Raw genomic sequence first — 17,090 nt, 5'->3', positions numbered from 1 at the left:
CGGCTCTAGCTGAAGCCACCAACTTGGCGGCCGCGATCACAAGACCACGATTCGACAACCTGATGTCCTGCGAAGCGCATTGCAGGTCGGATGCGTCCCCGATCCTGTTTCGCAAATGGCGTGACCGGACGCTCATCAAGAGGAGAAGCGAAATGGCCAAAAAAACAGTTGGGTCCGGTGTGTCCGCTCAGGCCACACCTGGACCGAATCTTAGTAGCAGCATAGACGAGTTGCTTCTGGCTGCGACCGCACGTGGTGACGGCACGTTGCGGACAGGACGCTATGTCGTCACCTTTAAGGAAGGCGCCGGCAGCCCGACTGACAACCTCACGTCACTCGGCTTGCGACCGCAGACGCCCGCGATTTTGCCGATCAGTCTCTCGAGATCGCGGATGTTGGCGATGCACACGCCATCGTCTTGCCTGAAATTGGCGTCGCGGTGGTTTCCAATCTTGGCATGCAGACTGCTGGACTTAGCATTGAAGCCGAAGCCGCCTCAGACAGCGCCATACAAACGATCGAGGACGAGTACTTCGTCTTCGCACAGCAGGAAACCTCGGACTACCTACGCGGGTTCCTCAAGGCGACCGAAGCGATTATCGCTGGGCTGGAGCTCGACCAGATGCGGAAAGAAGAGCTCGACTTCGAGGCCGAGGTGGCTGGTGCCACGTGGGGGCTGGTTACATGTCGCATCCCCCAAAGTTCGCGCTCTGGCGCTGGTGTGAAGGTCGCGGTGCTCGATACCGGTATGGATCTCGGGCATCCGGACTTCGCCGGTCGGCCGATCGTGACCAGCAGTTTTGTCGGGCAACCAGTCCAGGACTTGCATAGTCATGGCACACACTGCATCGGTACGGCTTGCGGACCGAAAGCTCCCGCAGGCTCCATCCCTCGCTATGGCATTGCGCATTCTGCTTCAATCTTTGTCGGCAAAGTCCTCAGCAACTCGGGCAACGGCAGCAGTGCGAGCGTGCTGGCTGGAATGAACTGGGCAATTGCCAATGGATGCGCTGTGATATCCATGTCGCTTGGTTCGCAATCGCCAGTCCAAGCGGCCTATACGGCGGCAGGCCAAGCAGCGCTCAACCGCGGCTGCCTTATCATCGCAGCTGCAGGAAACGCGAGCTCAAACACCGGGGCCCCCGCCAACTCACCCACCATCATGTCCGTGGGCTCCCTCGATCAAACTCTTGTCCCTTCGAACTTCTCGAACTTTGGTAAAATGGAGATTGCGGCGCCGGGGCGCGACGTGTTCTCATCTGTGCCGCGGCCCACGCGTTACGGGACGAAGAGCGGCACCAGCATGGCAACGCCCCACGTCGCGGGCTGCGCGGCACTTTGGGCACAAACGAGTCCGAGCCTTCGAGGGCAAGCGCTGTGGAACCGGATGTTGCAGGCGGCAAGGCCGCTTCCGTTCCCGCAGGCTAAGGTCGGCCGAGGGCTTGTCCAAGCGCCGGCGTAGAGCCCGCGGCATGCACCCGACAGGAGATAGTCATGGCAGAGAAACGAAAGTGGATTGTAACCTCGTCGGGTGCACGCCCTCTTGAGCACTTGAAGACAGACCTGCTCCAACTCGGGTTTCAGGTCGAAAATACCATGGATGAGATCGGCGTGATCGCCGGCACCGCCGAGGCAGCGGTCGCCGGCAAGGTACGGCGCGTTAAAGGAGTTGCGGACGTTTCCCCGGATCAAGACGTCGACATTGGTCCACCTGACTCAGATAAGGCTTGGTAACGGGCTTCTCTGACCAGGAGCAAAGAAGGAGGCGAACCATCGTCTTCTTCAATTTGCGGGTCCATCCAGTCTGAAATTTCAGCAACTCACTTCGAGATGATCATGTTCGTCTGTGATGATACAGTGAGGAGGAACGTCATGCTAAGTTTTTTCGTTGCCGTAGTAATTGCTTTAATTGCTTCGATCGCACAGGCTGCAGACCTAACCGTTGCGACTTTCAACACCGAGTCCGATACTGATACGCAACCCGCGAAGGTCGCTATCTCTATCGGAGAGATCGGCGCGTTTGACATCCTGGCCTTGCAGGAGGTTGAGAGCGCGCAAGCGCTGAAGGCATACGTTGAGGCGGCGGCGGCCCAAGGCGGGAGATGGCGCTATATCGTTAGCGAAAGTGGAGCCAATTCAGACCGCGAATCGGATTTCCTTGGCATAGTGTACCGGACAGACAAACTCCGTCAGCTCAAGACCACACGCAGACGCGTTCAACAATCTGACTTCAGGCGCCAACCTTGTGTGGGTCAAACCACACAATCCAATCAAGACACAATGCGATCCTTCCTTCAACTCAATGCTCGATCAAGTGTATGCGCCTACCTCCCTCGCCAAAGGGGCAACGGCGGAGATCAAATTTCCCGACGCGTCATACTGTGACAAGGACGCCCAAGGCTTCTCCGACCATCGACCGATCGTGGCAGTGTTCCCCAACGCGCTCCAGGGAGCGGGGCCAACCCTGACTGCTGGCGAACTTGTGTCGGAGGCTGCCGGCGAACAGGAAGAGTATCTGGCACAGAAAGCCGAGCGGCCGGGCGACTTTGTCGGCCACTAAGCCACTGACGTAGTGCCGAACCGTAGAGGCCAAAACGAATCCGTCGCTGGAGTGCAACGGTGGTGCAGGTACCATACAGATGCGGCAGCACTCGACGGGTTCTTGGCCGCCTTGAGGCCGGTACGCTGCGAATTCGTCAGTTGCGATCGCTACGGCCGCTTTGTTGGCGACGGCCGACGCGATGGCGTCAGCGTCGCCGGGTGGATGGTCGAGCACGGCGAAGCGCTCGACTGGCCCCGCTACAGTCACGGTGCCTATGCAGGGCAGCAGGCGAAGGTCGGACTGTGGGTCGGGCCGTTTCAGGCGCCATGGATTGGCGCGCTGGATATGGAGACAATGCGCGACCGGAAGGGAGCCAACCGCTCCGCGCCAGCGCCCGTCGCCGCTTCACCCGCCCAGCAGGGCACAACCCACGCCGGAAACGAACTCAAACTGGATAGAAACTGGGGGCAACGTCAGACGAAGCCAACTGGAACCTGCAGAACTGCTCATGGGGCAGGAAGCTCGACCGCGACAAGGACGGCATTCCGTGTGAAAACTTGTGCTAGGGGGGAATCATGTCGATCGTTAGGGATGGTGTTCTGGAAAAAGCAGCTCTAGGGCTGTTGGGACTGGTCGCCGCTATCGTGGCCGGGTGCAGTTCGATTGACTATCAGAAGCTCACCACAGGGCGGCTATCTGGCAGCCTCTTTGTCATGTGGGTTGGCGAGGGCAACAGTTCGGGCGACGGAAATTTCCTATTCGTGCCCGACCCACGGGATCCATTGATTTTCCATCGCGCATATCCATCTTCTCCGGGGAGCACGATCCAGCCGGGTCTCATGTACACGGACGGCGGTTCGATCCCGAAGATCGCCCAAGTCTTCCAGGGCCTGTCCCCTTGGGGCTACGCGCCGGCCTACATGATCCACGATTGGGTATTCATCGCTCACCACTGCATAGTAGATGGCAGCACCGAAAACAGATTCGACCAGGTTCGCGGAATCGAATTCGACGATTCAGCCGAAATTCTTGGTGAAGCGATCAAGGCATTGATCAAAGCACGGCAGGTGGCTCCCGACGACGTGGCGCCAGGTGCCATAACTTCTGCCGTCGGAAGCGTGGTTGCGAAGAACCTTTGGGATGAGAAAGGAGCGTGCAAGTCGCTGCAGGTCAGCGCGAAGGACATCGCTGCCGCGGAAGCTGCCATTCCAGGGTCGACCACCAAGGAGCAGAACTTGAGAATCTTCCGGCTCCCGGAGACGATCGGGCCTGCGGTTGCCGCGGCAAAGCCCGCCAAGATCGTGGCTCGCGTTACATTCTGAGTTGTACTCCACCGAAGGGGTTCGGCGATCTGAGTAATTGATTGTGGGGAGTATAATGAGACTGGGAGCGCCTCCACGCCGGCTAATACAACCGTCGCCGTCTCGACGGTCCGCAATGCTTCCCTTCTTGGCAAGCGGCTCGTTTACTCGATCAAGCTTTCAAAATACGGATCAACGCAGGAGTATGATGAAACAACAGGTGTCACGGCGGTGTTCGTTGGCCTCAGGACCGACGCAGCCGAAACTCGCACCTGGTACGCCAAGAAAGCCTCACGCAAAGGGAGCTGAGCCCGATCTCGCAAAGCAGGGCATACTGATGCGTGTCATACGCGGAAACTTGAACGCCTTCTAGCGATGCTCGCTGCCCAATTCTCCCAAGGCTGCGTTCCATAGGCCCTCGCTCACCACCGCAACTAAAGTCGCTTTTCGATATTGGGCGAGCACGTCCGCTGCGGGCCGGCGACGGTCCGTCACGGCATCCGTATAGCCTGTGTATTCATGGCCGTCCGGTTCGAACCATTGCATGCGTTCGACGCTCGCCACCGGGTCGCCCTTCGTCCCACGCGAGATCCTGATGATAGCCGCGCCGCGAAATCCATAATGTCAGCATCAATAGCGACTCGTCGCCACGCTTGGCCATCCAACTCTCCACACCAATTCTTGTTCCACGGTGGCTGGATCATCTTGATCAGCCCCGCTTCGAGCCCGGCGGCGGAGATCACCGGCAAACCGTTCCACTCGAGCGCAGGGGGCATCGCGCATAGATCTCGACGACTGTGCCTGCCGTTACGTGCTCGTTGATGATCCGGTTCACGTGGGCGCTGGTTTTTTGCCCCGACTGGCCGAGTCGGTAGTTCGACAAGCGGCTGCGGATACCAGCTCGACTTACGCCGATGTATTTGATGAGATTGTCGACCACGAACACGTAGACGTAGCAGCGCGCGGATCTTGTCGCTCTTGGTCTCCAGCCCTGCGACGACGACGGTCACTTCACGCTTCATTGGCGAAGAAGTGCGAGACATACGTCCAAGGATGGCGTTCCTCATCATGTCACGCGCCCTCGTCGCGCTCGTCTTACCAAAGTTCGGCAAAATATCCCCCGCCAACAGCTTCTCTTTCGACAGCAATCAGGCATCTTCGAGTGCCTCGAAATCCGGCAAGTCGCGCAGCGTGTCGAGCCTGAATTCCAGCAGGAATTCTTTTGTCGTCACATAGGTGTAGGGTGCGCCCCGCGTCGGGCTGCGCGGACCAGACGCGATCGTGGGCTCGCCTTGCCAGGATTGCCGAACTGCGAGCCCACCTCGTGCCCGAAATCGCAAATATGGGGTCATGATGAGCTTGGCCTCATCGCCGGCCGCGCGGATGCCTTGGCGATCATCGAAAAACGTGTCGGCGCAGCGATCGATTGGAAGTCCGAAACTGCATACGCCGACTGAGATTCGTTTATCTGCGATCAAGTTCCTCGTAATTTCGCCGCGTCAACGACTCTGATTGCGCGTGGACGGACTCCGATGGAATAGACCCAACAGCGGCCTCCGACGCCCGTAGTTTAGCCTTCCGCTGCGACGGCAACGAGCATCGCTTTCGTAGGCTCCCGATACAGGTCATAGGAGAGAGCGTAGCGGTGGTCAGCCAACCATATTTCGTCATGTCTGAATGTCGCCCGCTCGATCATCATTCGGACTTGCTGAGGATCTCTTAGCTGCCGCAAAAGGTCAGCTGGTGTTGGCCTCTCATTTTCCCAAAGCCGATGAGTCGCTGTGCGTCGAAGTTTTGAACCTCGGACGGGTGAAGACGAAACCGAATGAAAACTGGGACTTTCGAAAAACCGCGTGAGACTGGACCAGTCGCTCACATACACACCATGGCCTGGATCCGGCTCGGAGTAAGGGAAGGCGTATAGCAAGACCGGAACAACCGTCTTGGAAGCGGGATCGACGCCGCCAGCAGCTATGACCATTTCAGGATGCCGCCTGATGCCATCGACCTGTCGCAGAATTTGCTCGACATGCTTCTGTTTGGACCTTTCGAAATTAAACGCGGCAACGGGGGAGGCCTCCGAGAGCCACTCATTCTTGCACTCAAATAGGAATAAATGGTCCTCCCAGGCGACGAGAGCATCTATTTGGTAAGAGGCTTTTCTCTCGTTCACAGTGAACGTGTGAAAGCCCAAACTTCTGAAGAACTCAATGACATGCCGTTCGAAGCTGCCTCCCTTGGCTGCGAACGATTCCCCGAGGCTACCGAGGTTTGAGAGGATGATACGAGTGAGATCTGCGTCAGCTGCTGCTGGCGTAAACAGGAGCCGCCGGCCGTCGGTGATCTGCACCACCGGACAATCAAAGAGGTCATCACTATTCATCCGCAGTGTGACCGAGGCTACAAAGGTCGGGACAGCAGCTTTCGGCAGCCCGGCTCCGCAAAGGCGCGTCTCAAGTTCTCCCTCGGCAAACATCAGTAGCGAGCGCGATCGAGGCGTGGAGTTTCGCTCCCGCGCATCGGTGGCGAGACTGTTCAGCGTAGCGTAGCCGCGAAGCCATTCGGCGATCGTGAGGCCTTGGAAACGTTGCCCGTCACGAAATGGATCAGGCGAGAGAAGACCAAGAAGCGCCTTGAACGCTGCCCTCTCCTGCAATGAAACAAACCCCTCCGGGGCTAGCGCGGCTGCGTTATCGATCCCTGCGAAGCCGCGGTTTGTCTCCTCGAACCATGCAGAGGTGACCTGCCTATGGAGGAAATCCCTAAAGCGTTCGTTTGCGACCCAATCGAGAAGTTCAACCTGGGAGTTCGGCCGAAATTCCCGAATGACCTCGATGGTGGGCGCCACGCTTGGCGGCAGATGCGGGGGGCGGATTTCCCTCAACTCGCCGCCCCGGAAGCGACGTCGTTCTTCGACTCGTTTCCAACGTCTGAAGGCGCCCGCACATAGCAAGCTCGTGCCCGCCTTGAATATTTCCTCTTCAGTAGCGTCACCCGGCGGGGGGATTTTGAGCGGTGTTGCGCTGGGGCTCGAATCCATTCGGCCGGCAAGCAACCGTAGTGCGGCCCCAACATGACCAACATAAGCCGCAAGCGCGCCGTCAGCGTCGAATTGACGTCCCTCGCGATCGATCGCGATGATCTGGTCCCCAAGGACGGGCTGCTTTTCCAGACCCCGCGCCACACTGTCCCTGAGGTCATCGAGATCAAATGCCGCCCTCTCCATCACCGCGATGAGCTGTCGTTCCGGTGGTAACGCCGAAATCGCCGCCGTCCGCAGACCGTACGCGACATCGCGGTAACCGGCTTCGATCAGCCGAATGAGTTCACGAAAAGCCGCAGCTCGGGCATGTCCCCGTCTGCCGACCCGCTCGGTGATAGATTCTGCCACGGAGTCCAAAAAGGAATCCCTACCCGCCTCGCGCAATGGGTTCTCGGCACGGAAGAAAAGTTGCGAACACCTTGCCATCAACCCGAAGAGATCGTTCAGCTCGTGTTTGGTTAAACGGACCCCATCAAGTTGAGCTTTGAGGTCAACGCTCGACATAGCATTGATAGCTTTGATCACGGCGGAACGATCAAGGCTTTTCGTTTTAGATTTCATCGCTCTCGTGCTTCCAAGGCGCTTTTTCGTCCGCTTCGGCTCCGATGTCCTCTTGGACGCCGGCAAAGTCTGGCATGATGTCGCCCGCCAGCAGTCTCTCCTTCGACAGCAGCCCGGCATCCTCGAGTGCCTCGAAATCCGGCAGGTCGCGCAGCGTGTCGAGACCGAACTCCAGCAGGAATTCTTTGGTCGTCACGTAGGTGTAGGGCGCGCCGGGCGTCGGGCTGCGCGGACCGGACGCAATCAGCTTCGCGCCGCGCAGATGACCAATAAAATCGCGGCTGATCTCCTTGCCGAAGAAAGACGACAACTCGGCGCGGGTGATCGGCTGGAAGTAGCCGATGCACATCAGCACCAGCACCTCTGACTGCGTCAGGTCTGCCGCGCGCTCGTTACCGCCGACTGCACTGCGGATGGCGTCTGCATAGGCAGGCCGGGTCAGGTGCTTCCAGCCACCGGCGACGGCGACGAGGTCATAGGGCCGGCCGCGCAGTTCTTCGCGGATGTCATCGATCAAAAGGTCGATGCTGCAGTTTTTGCCGACGATCCGCGCCAGAGTCTCGCGGCCGACCGGCTCGCTGGCAGCAAAGATTGTGGCCTCGACGCGATGCATCCATTCGCGCCAGCGCGCCTCCGGCGGCAGGTGGTCCAGCTCCCGGTCGAACAGCTGGTCAGCTGATTGACGATCATCTGACCGGCTTCCCCCTCGCCTGCGCACTGCCTCGGCCATGGTCTCAGAGTCCGTAAATGCGGAAGGTCGATCGACCTGACAATTCGCGCACGGCGCCGAGCTCGACCAGCCGGTCGAACAGGCGGCGCAGCCCACGGTCGCTCATGCCTGAGATCTTTTCCGAGGCAACGATCGCATCGTCAGACAGGAGCTTGTCGACAACAGCGTCCGCTGCCTTGGCCCTGAGTTTCGGCGCAACGGCAAGCAGCCGGTCCGCGCGGCGCTCGAGCTCCGCGGAAAGATCAATAGCGCGCAGCGCGGCGCGCGCCTGCGCGGCAAGCAGACTTTTGGCACGTTCAGGATTTGTCTCAATGCCTGTCGCCGCAGAGCCGGCTGCCGATCGGCGCGGGCGGGCGCTTGCGCCCAAGGCCGCTTCAGCGCCCAGCAGCGGCACCGCATGTGCCCAGCCCAGCCGCTGCGCCAGCAGGGCGTCGGCGAGCCAGCATCCGAAGACTCGTGCGAAACCATATCTTTCGGCCGCCGTGAACACGCCGGTCAGCATGCCGACCATTCCGATACCTGCGGAAAGCTGTCGAAGATCGTCCGCCAGGTCGCTGACCACCTCGTCGTCGCGGCGGAGACCGAGGTCATCCAGCACCGCGCCGATGCTCGTCTCGGTCAGCAGTTTCTCGGCAGGCGTGCCGGCCAGCCGGCGCCAAGCCAGCAGCATCGATCCGGCGGGACCGACGGACAAAAAATCGCCCGGCCGTGTGAGCAGCACGGCGTCGCGCAGCGCGCTTTCATCCTCGACGCGGCCGGCCTGCCTCGCCGTTACCGCGGCAGCCGTTAGCGCCAGGCGCTGCCGCCAGGCACCGGCCCATCGCCCTTGGCGGCGAACCACCGCGTCAAGCGCGCCGATGGCAGCGCCCGCTGTGAGCGCGACGTCCTCAACGTCTTTGCTCGCAAGGCTTTGCGCATCCGGGATGGCGCGGCGCAGCCAGGCCGGCACGGTTGCCATCGGCGCGGTCGAAGGGGCACCGCCAAGCGTGGCGTAGTGGCGCGGAGAGGGTTTGGGACGCAGAATCATCGCAAACACGATGAATCATGGCGGCGCTTTTGGCAACAAAAATGGACAATAAGCGCTGTGCCTGTCGTGCTGATAGAATGAATGATAATCTTGCATTATCGTTCCTAATTGACAGAAATCAAAAGATTAGGTAGAAATTGCCAAAAAGGTAGAAATTCGGAGCCTCTCGTGTCCCTGAATATCAAAAACCCGGCCACCGTCGCTCTCGCCGACGAACTCGCGCACCGCCAGGGTATCAGCAAGACTGCAGCCATTCACCAGGCGCTGAGCGAGCGGCTGCATCGAATGGGTTACGGTGACGTGGCCCAGGAGCGCCTGCTCGGCGAGTTGCGGGCGATCCGGGAAAGAGTGGCGCGATTGCCGGAACTCGATCATCGCAGTGACGAAGAGATCGTCGGCTATGACGAGCACGGCATTCCGAACTGATGGTGATCGACACCTCCGCCATCGTCGCGATCCTGCGCAACGAACCAGATGCCTTGAGGCTTGAGAAGGCGCTCGTCACCAACCAAATCCGCCTGGTCCCTGCAACCTGTGTGCTCGAGGCGCGCATGGTGCTGGTCAGCCGGCGCGGTGAGCATGCGTTGGCCGAGATCGATCTGTGGCTGCGCAAAATCGAGGCCGACATCATCGCCGTGGATGCCGATCTCGTCGATGTGGCAACGCAGGCTTGGCTCACCTACGGCAAAGGCCGCCACCCGGCCGCCCTGAATTTTTTGCCGATTGCCTTTCCTACGCGTTGGCCAAACGGGCGGATGAGCCCTTGCTCTTTATCGGCAATGACTTTTCCCAGACGGATATCGAGGCAGCATAACGATGGCTGGCGACGGTGCGGGATCAACTGCAGCGCCCCGAGGGGACGATCTTCCCGACATCATCGATGTCGTGATGGAAATGGGACAGCATCCACAGGAGGGCGAAAAATCCCCCTCCCCTCCCCTGCCGCCTATGCACTCACGGGGACATGGTAGCCTTCCCGGCCATCTGGAAGAGCTTGCCGGCCACGCCCGCGACTATGTCAAGGCGGCCAGCTCGGCCAATACACGGCGCGCCTACGCCGCCGACTGGAAGCATTTTTGCGCCTGGGCGCGCCGGCAGGGTCTGGAAGTGCTCCCACCTGATCCGCAGACCCTCGGGCTCTACATCACCGCCTGCGCGTCCGGAAAGGTAACAAGGGAGAAAAAACCAAACTCTGTGGCGACGATCGAGCGTCGCCTTTCGTCACTGTCCTGGAACTTTTCGCAGCGAGGCGAACCGCTGGACCGCAAGGACCGCCACATCGCAACGGTCATGGCCGGCATCCGCAACACCCACGCCTCCCCTCCCCGGCAGAAGGAAGCGATCCTGCCCGAGGATCTGATCGCCATGCTCGAGACCCTCGACCGCGGCACGCTGCGTGGTCTGCGCGACCGCGCCATGCTGCTTTTGGGTTTCGCCGGCGGCCTTCGCCGATCCGAAATCGTCGGCCTGGACGTCGGCAGGGATCAGACCGAGGACGGACGCGGCTGGGTCGAGATTTTTGCCGATAAGGGTCTGCTTGTCACATTGCGCGGCAAAACCGGCTGGCGCGAGGTCGAAATCGGCCGCGGCTCCTCCGACGGCACCTGCCCTGTGGTCGCTCTGCAGACCTGGCTAAGACTGGCGCGCATTGCGCACGGACCGCTGTTCCGGCGCGTTGCTGGTCAAGGCAGAGCCGTCGGTGCCGATCGCTTGAACGACCAGGAGGTCGCACGCCTGGTCAAGCGCGCGGCCCTGGCCGCCGGCGTGCGCGGCGATCTGTCGGAGGGCGAACGGGCCAAGAAATTCGCCGGCCACTCACTGCGCGCCGGCCTCGCGTCCTCGGCCGAGGTCGATGAGCGCTATGTGCAACAGCAGCTCGGTCACGCCTCGGCCGAGATGACTCGAAAGTATCAGCGCCGGCGCGATCGTTTCCGCGTCAATCTCACCAAGGCGTCCGGGCTCTGAAAAGCCCCCTCCCCTGCCCCGTTTTGTCCGCTGGGATGAGGCGGTCAGATCTCAGGCGATAACAATACCTCCTCGAGCACAGCGAGCGCTCCAGACTATCGGCGGCCGACGCTTCGTAGTCAGGCATGATCATCAACTGCGTTATGGCACGGCCCACAAATTCCGGGTTTAGCTTTTCCAACCGATCCTTGGTCCGGGAGACCTGTTCCGGGAATGCGCGCAGATTGAAGCGAACAAATGACGAGGTCTCTTATCCCCGACACGAATAGCTCGCGATCTCATCGGGATTTCCCTTACCGTCATAGGCAGCTTGAGTGGGATAAGCGCAGATCGGCTGGTGCTTGCCAGGGAATGCCTTGCTGCCAGCCGCGAGAGAGTCCGGAGCCTTGTCTTGGTTTATCCAGCCCTCGATGGCGGCCAAAGGATCAAAGTCGTCGAAGGCTTGGCCATCGCCGCAGTGGGTCATCCCCGGGATTATGAACATGCGCACGAAACGGCGAGTCGCTTCCAAATCGCCGCCGCCTGTGACCTCGACGACTTGCTTGTACCAGCGCACCAGATCGTTGGCCGAGAAGACCGGATCGGAAAGTCCCTGAAACAAGAGCAGCTTTCCACCGTGGGCAGCGAAGCTGGCGAGATACGTGCCGGTCGCATCATTGAGCTTGGCCGTATCCGCAACGCGTGCCGGATCCTTGTCGAAGTCGAACTTCAGGGGGTCAAAATTCGGCGCCGGGGGCGTCATGAAGTAGTATTGAAGCGAGCGGGCTCCCAGAACGATGTTGTTTGCATCCGACTGGGAAGTGGGGGATTTGCCCAGCTTCCACATTCTCCAGTCCGCGCCCGCAACGCCCGTATCATATGGCCAATCGCTGTAAAGCTTTTCGCCATCGGAGCTTTCCGGACCCGCGAACGCGCGGCTCATGGCCTGCACTTGACCAGCCGTGAGGCAGCTGTCCGTCTTATCGCCTTGGCAGGACAGGACCTTTGGGTCGAACCGGCACTGCTGCCAGGCGTTGATGACGCCATCCTCAATGCCATCGCGGGCATCACAGGCAGCGAGAACCGCGTTGGCGACGAGGTTCAGATCCTGCTGGGAGAAGGCGCGGGATAGAATGGGATGGCCGGCCTCATCCTTGGGAGCGATGCTCATGTACTCGCGAGTATCCCAGGCTTGGGCAATGTTGGCGGCACTGAGACGAAAACCCGGGCTACCTGCAACAATCCCGTCGAACTCGAGCGGATATCGCTGAGCCGCTATCAACGCCTCACGACCGCCATTCGAGCATCCCATGAACACCGACTTTTTCGGAGCCGCCCCATAGAACTTGGCCACCACCTGCTTCGAGACCGAAGTGACTTTGCCAATGGAGGCGTACGCAAAATCAATGCGTGCGGCTTGATCGACCCCGAAAGCCGGATCGGGGCTTGGGTGCCCGCCATCCATGCTTACAACAGCGTAGCCGCGCAAGAGCCCGGGAGCCGCGGTCGAGTTCCGGCAAGGAATGGTCCCGACGGCCGGCGCCAGGAAGCCATCAACTGCGCCGCCGCCCTGGAAAAGGAACATGTCGTTCCAGGTCGTCGGAAGACGCACCTCAAACCGGGTGCCATATGATTGACCATCGACCCCCTGGCGTTTCCCGATAACACCTCGGACAAGGCAGTGCCCGCCCACTTTTACCGCCTGAGGCGAGGCGCCGGTGAATGCAGTGAAGGGATCTGCGGGGATCTCCTGCGGCTTTTGAAGGCTAGCCTCGGTAAAGATCACGCTTGGAATTGTGAGCTTGGCGATGGACCGGCACGCCTGATCCGACGCGTTTGCCGCCAGTGCAGGCGCACATACACATATGATCGCCAAAATCAGTGCCAGGGTGCACCCGCGGTCCCGCAGCTTGAGCCCGTTAGCCAAGAACATACCCATCCTCCCTGGATGCCCCGATAGCCCGAAAGCTGATCGCATTGGTAGCTAGTTGTGAGCTTTCAGAAGGTTATCCATCCGGTCCGAACCGGGAAAGCTGAGGTTGTCGAAGCTTCAGTGATTCCAGTGGGACCGGATGAACATCCATAAGAGTACCCGTGTGACGCCGCTCGGTCGAGAGCGAATTGTAATGCAGGTCGAGAGCGGACAGACGCCTGAGGCCGTCGCCAAAGCCGCAGGCGTCTGCCCGCGGACGGTTCGCAAATGGCTCGACCGGTATCGCGCCGAGGAAATGCCAGGATTGCGGGATCGCTCATCTCGCCCTCATCGGCTGCGCCGGCCGACGCCTCAGGCGGTTATTGAGACGATCGAGCGGCGCGGTACCCGTGATCTGCGGGATTGGCTTTTCGATCAGGCTGAAGATGCCAGATCGAACGAGGACCTTGCTCGCGTTTTGTCGCGCGGTGGAGGGAGACTTTGACTATCTTGCCAGCCGTGTCGACAATCGAGCGCTTGTGCGCGGACGCCCTGGTCGACGCCGAGCGCCGGATCGAAACGCGGATTGCGGAAAAGCTGGATGCTGGTGCGCGCGAGCGGTTGGATGGGCTTCTGACCGAAATGTTGGCCGGTAACATAAGCCGCTTCATCTTGCTTCGCAAGTTCGAGCTCGGCAACAATTCCGCGGCGGCAAACCGGCTGCTTGACCGACTGGAGTTCCTGCGCGGTGGGTCTTGATCCGCAAGTGCTCGCCGGCATCCGCAACACCGCATCGCTCGCCTGCGTCGGCAGGGTGAGCGCTATTTCACCGATGGCTTGCGCGATATCAGCTCGGATCGACGCTGGGCGATCCTTGCCGTTTGCGCCGTGGAATGGGAGGCGGCGGTCGCCGATGCCGTGGTCGAGACCCATGACCGGATCGTAAGGAAGACCTGGCGAGAGACTAAGGAGGAAACGGGCTTGACGCTGCAGAGGCTCTATTCGGCCGACATATGCGAGCAATTCTATGAAGCGGACCGCGACGCCATTAGCCTCCTGCCGGTTTTCGTGGGTTTCGCGGGGTCGACAGAGACGGTGCGACTGAATGCCGAACACAGCGAGTTTCAGTGGGTCCCCTTCGATCAAGCGGTCAACATGGTTCCGTTTGCCGGGCAGCGGAACGTGCTCAGGCACGTCCAGAAAGAGTTCGTCGAGCAAGAGCCAAATCGCTGGCTGTTAATTCATCCGCCACGCTAGGCAGCCGGGACGACGCGAGCGGCCGATTCCCACCCCTCCGGGCCGTCAGGGAAGGTGGAAAATCGACCCAAAGCGTCCTCCAAGCGGCGAATTTCGAAGTAAGTTTTTCCGCCTTGCTGGAACCCTGCACCTTCATAGAAGGCGGGCAAGATGGCGGTGGCCCGATTCCTTCGCAACCTGATCGCGACCGTGCCCTATGCCATCCATACCATTCTGACCGACAACGGCATTCAGTTCACCAACCGGACCTGCGAGCGGCATGCCCTTCAGCACATCTTCGACGGCATCTGCGACGAACATGGCATCGAGCACCGGCTCACAAAGATCAACCATCCCTGGGCGAACGGCCAGGTCGAGCGGATGAATCGGACCATCAAGGACGCCACCGTCAAGCGTCGGGTGCAATTCCGCATAGGCGAATTTCGACGTCCGATCGATGGCCACGAAAAGGCGCAGCTTGCCCTCGGCGGTCTGCACCTCGGCGAGGTCGATATGGAAATAGCCGAGCGGATAAGCGTTGAACTTCTTCCTGGCCGGCTTGTCGGCGTCCTGCGGCAGCCGCGAAATGCCATGGCGCTGAAGGCAGCGATGCAACGACGAGCGCGTCAGATGCGGGATCGAGGGCTGTAGGGCATAGATGCAATCATCCAGCGCCAGCAACGTGTGCTTGCGAAAGGCGACGATCACCGCTTCCTCTTCGAGCGACAGCACTGTCGATCTTGGTTTCTTCGGGCCGGTGGGAAGATCGGCGGTCGAGGTCCGGTTCCTCCACTTTCTAACGGTCTTCTGATCGATGCCGTAGCGCTTGGCCAGCGCTCTCAGGCTCTCTTCACTATGCTGTATCGCTCGACGGACTGCCTCTGTCGTCGTGGCGCGGCGGTGTAGAACCTGTCCCATAGCGCATCCTTTGATTCGGACGGCAATGATGCGCCATTAAAGTCCGGGATCAAACAGCTAGGTACTACCACCGGGCATGCCTCGCCCTGGTGCCAAGCTTTTGAAATGTACCATGAGCGGAATTTTGCCTCGGTAGGGTGCAGTGGCGAATGCGGCCTTTTCGGGAACGATTTCCTGCCAGTCCCAATTCAATTGGTATCCTCGCAAATAATGCGTCCGATTCCACAGCTAGCGTTGCAGAACTGGAAAACCTCGCGCGCAGCGTCGACCACCGACGCGTACCTGTTCAACTCGTTGCGCAGGTCGACAAGGAAAATGCGGTCGCCGCCAATGCCGATCACATCAAAGGAAACGGCCCGCCCATTGCCGCATGGAAGCGTGACAATGCTCACTGCTCGACCTCCTACATGTTAATGATATAGTAGCCAAGCACCCACCCGGCCAGTTTGCTGCCTTTGCCCGGCTCTAACTACCCCCTGAGGAATGTCTCTCGACATTCCTCAGGAACTCGACGCGAATGTCTGCACTATCCGGTGGGCTCAACAGGTGAACGCAACACACTAGTCTTTTGTCAAAGATGGAGTGTGGGGCATGAAGCAGCGACGTCGCATCTATTACTCTGCAGCTCAGCGGTCTGAGATTTGGGATCATTGGCAGGCTGGCGAGTCGATGAGTTCGATCGGGCGACGATTTGATCGGGAGTCCTCGTCGGTCTTTTCGGTGATCTCGCCGACAGGCGGAATTCGTCCGGCCGCTCGGAAACGGGCAAGCCAAGCGCTCAGTCTTAGTGAGCGGGAGGAGATTTCCAGAGGGCTGAGTACCTTCTGTTCGCTGCGTTCGATTGCTCGCCGGTTGGGTCGCTCGCCATCCACGATCAGTCGTGAAGTCCGGCGCAATGGTGGTCCGGATAGGTATCGGGCCGCACGGTCCGATCAGGCTGCCTGGCGGCGGCCCTGCGCCCTAAACTCTGCAAGCTGGCTTGCCGCCCGTTTCTGAGCCGGACAGTATCGGCCAAGCTGCAGCGGAAATGGTCGCCCGAGCAAATTGCCGGCTGGCTCAGGCGCACCTACCCAGGGGAGCCGCATAATCACGTGTCACATGAGACAATCTATCGAAGCCTGTTCATCCAGGCGCGTGGGGTGCTGAAAAAGGAACTGCTTGAGCATCTTAGGGCCAAAGCGCACCATTCGTCGCTCCAAACACGCCAGCCTGAAGCGGAACGGGCTCGGCCAGATCAAGGATGCGGTCTCTATCAGCGAAAGGCCTGCATCCGTTGAAGATCGTGCCGTCCCCGGCCATTGGGAGGGTGACCTGATCGGTGGATCTAGGAACAGCTATGTTGCGACGCTGGTCGAGCGTCACTCGCGCTATGTGATGCTGGTCAAGGTCGCCAACAAGGATACCGAAAGCGTCGTCTCGGCACTGATCAAACAGGCACGGAAACTCCCCGGCGAACTGTACCAGTCGTTGACCTGGGACCGAGGCAAAGAGCTCGCCGATCACCAGCGCCTGACCTTGGCCTCCGACGTCGAGGTCTACTTCTGTGATCCGCGGTCGCCGTGGCAGCGCGGCTCCAACGAAAACACCAACCGATTACTGCGCCAATATCTGCCGCGCGGAACCGATCTATCCCTGCACAGCCAGACTAAGCTCAGCGCGATCGCACGGCAGCTCAATGAGAGGCCGCGAAAGACCTTGCTTTATCAAACCCCAGCTGAAAAGTTCGCGGAGTGTGTTGCAGGGATCAGTTGAACCCACCCCGCTAAGCGGGCAGAATTTCTGCGACAGCATTTGCTGAAACCCTACTTTACAACAGTGTGGCGCTTCCGGCCGAGCGAAAGCCGGATCGGGAGGTCTTGGGACGATATCATTGTAT

12 protein-coding genes and 7 pseudogenes are annotated in these 17,090 nt (G+C 60.0%); 12 read left to right on the top strand and 7 right to left on the bottom strand.

The window, feature by feature from the left end:
* Positions 1–418 precede the first annotated feature (418 nt).
* The 5 genes from NKJ32_RS22210 (at position 419) to NKJ32_RS22190 (ending at position 3,864) form a co-directional block, all read left to right on the top strand.
* Entirely contained in the window at positions 419–1,462 is a 1,044-nt protein-coding gene (locus NKJ32_RS22210) for a S8 family serine peptidase (protein WP_352828945.1), read from the top strand.
* 32 nt (positions 1,463–1,494) lie between these two features.
* A complete protein-coding gene (locus NKJ32_RS22205) occupies positions 1,495–1,734 on the top strand; it encodes a hypothetical protein (protein ID WP_352642696.1) in 240 nt (79 codons plus the stop codon).
* 511 nt (positions 1,735–2,245) lie between these two features.
* On the top strand, positions 2,246–2,560 hold the full coding sequence (locus NKJ32_RS22200) for a hypothetical protein (RefSeq protein WP_352642695.1): 315 nt from the start codon (positions 2,246–2,248) through the stop codon (positions 2,558–2,560).
* 443 nt (positions 2,561–3,003) lie between these two features.
* Positions 3,004–3,108 (top strand): excalibur calcium-binding domain-containing protein, encoded by a 105-nt coding sequence (locus NKJ32_RS22195; RefSeq protein WP_352642718.1) that lies wholly within the window; start codon positions 3,004–3,006, stop codon positions 3,106–3,108.
* A gap of 9 nt (positions 3,109–3,117) precedes the next feature.
* Positions 3,118–3,864: a hypothetical protein gene (locus NKJ32_RS22190; protein WP_352642693.1), complete on the top strand. Its 747-nt coding sequence runs from the start codon at positions 3,118–3,120 to the stop codon at positions 3,862–3,864.
* 1,130 nt (positions 3,865–4,994) lie between these two features.
* Here NKJ32_RS22190 and NKJ32_RS22185 read toward each other — a convergent pair.
* From NKJ32_RS22185 to NKJ32_RS22170, 4 genes and pseudogenes are all read right to left on the bottom strand, one after another.
* Positions 4,995–5,138: pseudogene (locus NKJ32_RS22185) on the bottom strand (SMC-Scp complex subunit ScpB); the annotation flags it as partial.
* 275 nt (positions 5,139–5,413) lie between these two features.
* On the bottom strand, positions 5,414–7,447 hold the full coding sequence (locus tag NKJ32_RS22180) for a nuclease-related domain-containing protein (protein ID WP_352642691.1): 2,034 nt from the start codon (positions 7,445–7,447) through the stop codon (positions 5,414–5,416).
* The gene (scpB, locus tag NKJ32_RS22175) at positions 7,437–8,177 is read right to left on the bottom strand and encodes an SMC-Scp complex subunit ScpB (RefSeq protein WP_352828942.1); all 741 of its coding nucleotides are present in this window, start codon (positions 8,175–8,177) and stop codon (positions 7,437–7,439) included. Before scpB ends, NKJ32_RS22180 begins: the two co-directional genes overlap by 11 nt.
* 4 nt (positions 8,178–8,181) lie before the next feature.
* Complete coding sequence (locus NKJ32_RS22170; protein ID WP_352828969.1) at positions 8,182–9,204, bottom strand: DUF1403 family protein; 1,023 nt, start codon at positions 9,202–9,204, stop codon at positions 8,182–8,184.
* A 168-nt stretch (positions 9,205–9,372) separates the two neighbouring features.
* Between NKJ32_RS22170 and NKJ32_RS22165 the strand changes: the two genes are divergently transcribed.
* From NKJ32_RS22165 to NKJ32_RS22155, 3 genes and pseudogenes are all read left to right on the top strand, one after another.
* Positions 9,373–9,630 (top strand): type II toxin-antitoxin system VapB family antitoxin, encoded by a 258-nt coding sequence (locus tag NKJ32_RS22165; RefSeq protein ID WP_023804176.1) that lies wholly within the window; start codon positions 9,373–9,375, stop codon positions 9,628–9,630.
* A pseudogene (locus NKJ32_RS22160) lies at positions 9,630–10,018 on the top strand (type II toxin-antitoxin system VapC family toxin). The gene NKJ32_RS22165 and the pseudogene NKJ32_RS22160 overlap by 1 nt, the downstream one beginning before the upstream one ends.
* 2 nt (positions 10,019–10,020) lie before the next feature.
* Positions 10,021–11,169, top strand: coding sequence for a site-specific integrase (locus NKJ32_RS22155; RefSeq protein WP_352828940.1), 1,149 nt, complete (start codon positions 10,021–10,023; stop codon positions 11,167–11,169).
* Positions 11,170–11,419: 250 nt separating this feature from the next.
* Here the strand turns inward: NKJ32_RS22155 and NKJ32_RS22150 are convergent, their stop codons facing one another.
* Positions 11,420–13,081 (bottom strand): tannase/feruloyl esterase family alpha/beta hydrolase, encoded by a 1,662-nt coding sequence (locus NKJ32_RS22150; protein WP_156937414.1) that lies wholly within the window; start codon positions 13,079–13,081, stop codon positions 11,420–11,422.
* 139 nt (positions 13,082–13,220) lie between these two features.
* Between NKJ32_RS22150 and NKJ32_RS22145 the strand changes: the two are divergent.
* The 3 pseudogenes from NKJ32_RS22145 to NKJ32_RS22130 form a co-directional block, all read left to right on the top strand.
* Positions 13,221–13,418 (top strand): annotated as a pseudogene (locus NKJ32_RS22145) (leucine zipper domain-containing protein); the annotation flags it as partial.
* Positions 13,419–13,445: 27 nt separating this feature from the next.
* Positions 13,446–14,050: pseudogene (locus tag NKJ32_RS22140) on the top strand (Tn3 family transposase); the annotation flags it as partial.
* Positions 14,051–14,458: 408 nt separating this feature from the next.
* Positions 14,459–14,713 (top strand): annotated as a pseudogene (locus NKJ32_RS22130) (IS481 family transposase); the annotation flags it as partial.
* 3 nt (positions 14,714–14,716) lie between these two features.
* Here the strand turns inward: NKJ32_RS22130 and NKJ32_RS22125 are convergent.
* A pseudogene (locus NKJ32_RS22125) lies at positions 14,717–15,214 on the bottom strand (transposase family protein); the annotation flags it as partial.
* A 188-nt stretch (positions 15,215–15,402) separates the two neighbouring features.
* Positions 15,403–15,606: a hypothetical protein gene (locus NKJ32_RS22120; protein ID WP_352644029.1), complete on the bottom strand. Its 204-nt coding sequence runs from the start codon at positions 15,604–15,606 to the stop codon at positions 15,403–15,405.
* Positions 15,607–15,805: 199 nt separating this feature from the next.
* Here NKJ32_RS22120 and NKJ32_RS22115 point away from each other — a divergent pair.
* Positions 15,806–16,966 (top strand): annotated as a pseudogene (locus NKJ32_RS22115) (IS30 family transposase).
* The last annotated feature ends 124 nt before the right edge of the window (positions 16,967–17,090 follow it).

This window comes from Mesorhizobium sp. M0159, from assembly GCF_040322295.1.
In the GTDB taxonomy this organism is placed as follows: domain Bacteria; phylum Pseudomonadota; class Alphaproteobacteria; order Rhizobiales; family Rhizobiaceae; genus Mesorhizobium.
The sequence above is the reverse complement of the archived record's forward strand: the minus strand, read 5'-3'. Positions and strand labels throughout refer to the sequence as shown.

Coding starts and splice junctions, on each gene's coding strand:
- NKJ32_RS22205 (WP_352642696.1), top strand. CDS start 1,495: ATGGCAGAGAAACGAAAGTGGATTGTAACCTCGTCGGGTGCACGCCCT.
- NKJ32_RS22190 (WP_352642693.1), top strand. CDS start 3,118: ATGTCGATCGTTAGGGATGGTGTTCTGGAAAAAGCAGCTCTAGGGCTG.
- NKJ32_RS22180 (WP_352642691.1), bottom strand. CDS start 7,447: ATGAAATCTAAAACGAAAAGCCTTGATCGTTCCGCCGTGATCAAAGCT.
- scpB (WP_352828942.1), bottom strand. CDS start 8,177: ATGGCCGAGGCAGTGCGCAGGCGAGGGGGAAGCCGGTCAGATGATCGT.
- NKJ32_RS22170 (WP_352828969.1), bottom strand. CDS start 9,204: ATGATTCTGCGTCCCAAACCCTCTCCGCGCCACTACGCCACGCTTGGC.
- NKJ32_RS22155 (WP_352828940.1), top strand. CDS start 10,021: ATGGCTGGCGACGGTGCGGGATCAACTGCAGCGCCCCGAGGGGACGAT.
- NKJ32_RS22150 (WP_156937414.1), bottom strand. CDS start 13,081: ATGTTCTTGGCTAACGGGCTCAAGCTGCGGGACCGCGGGTGCACCCTG.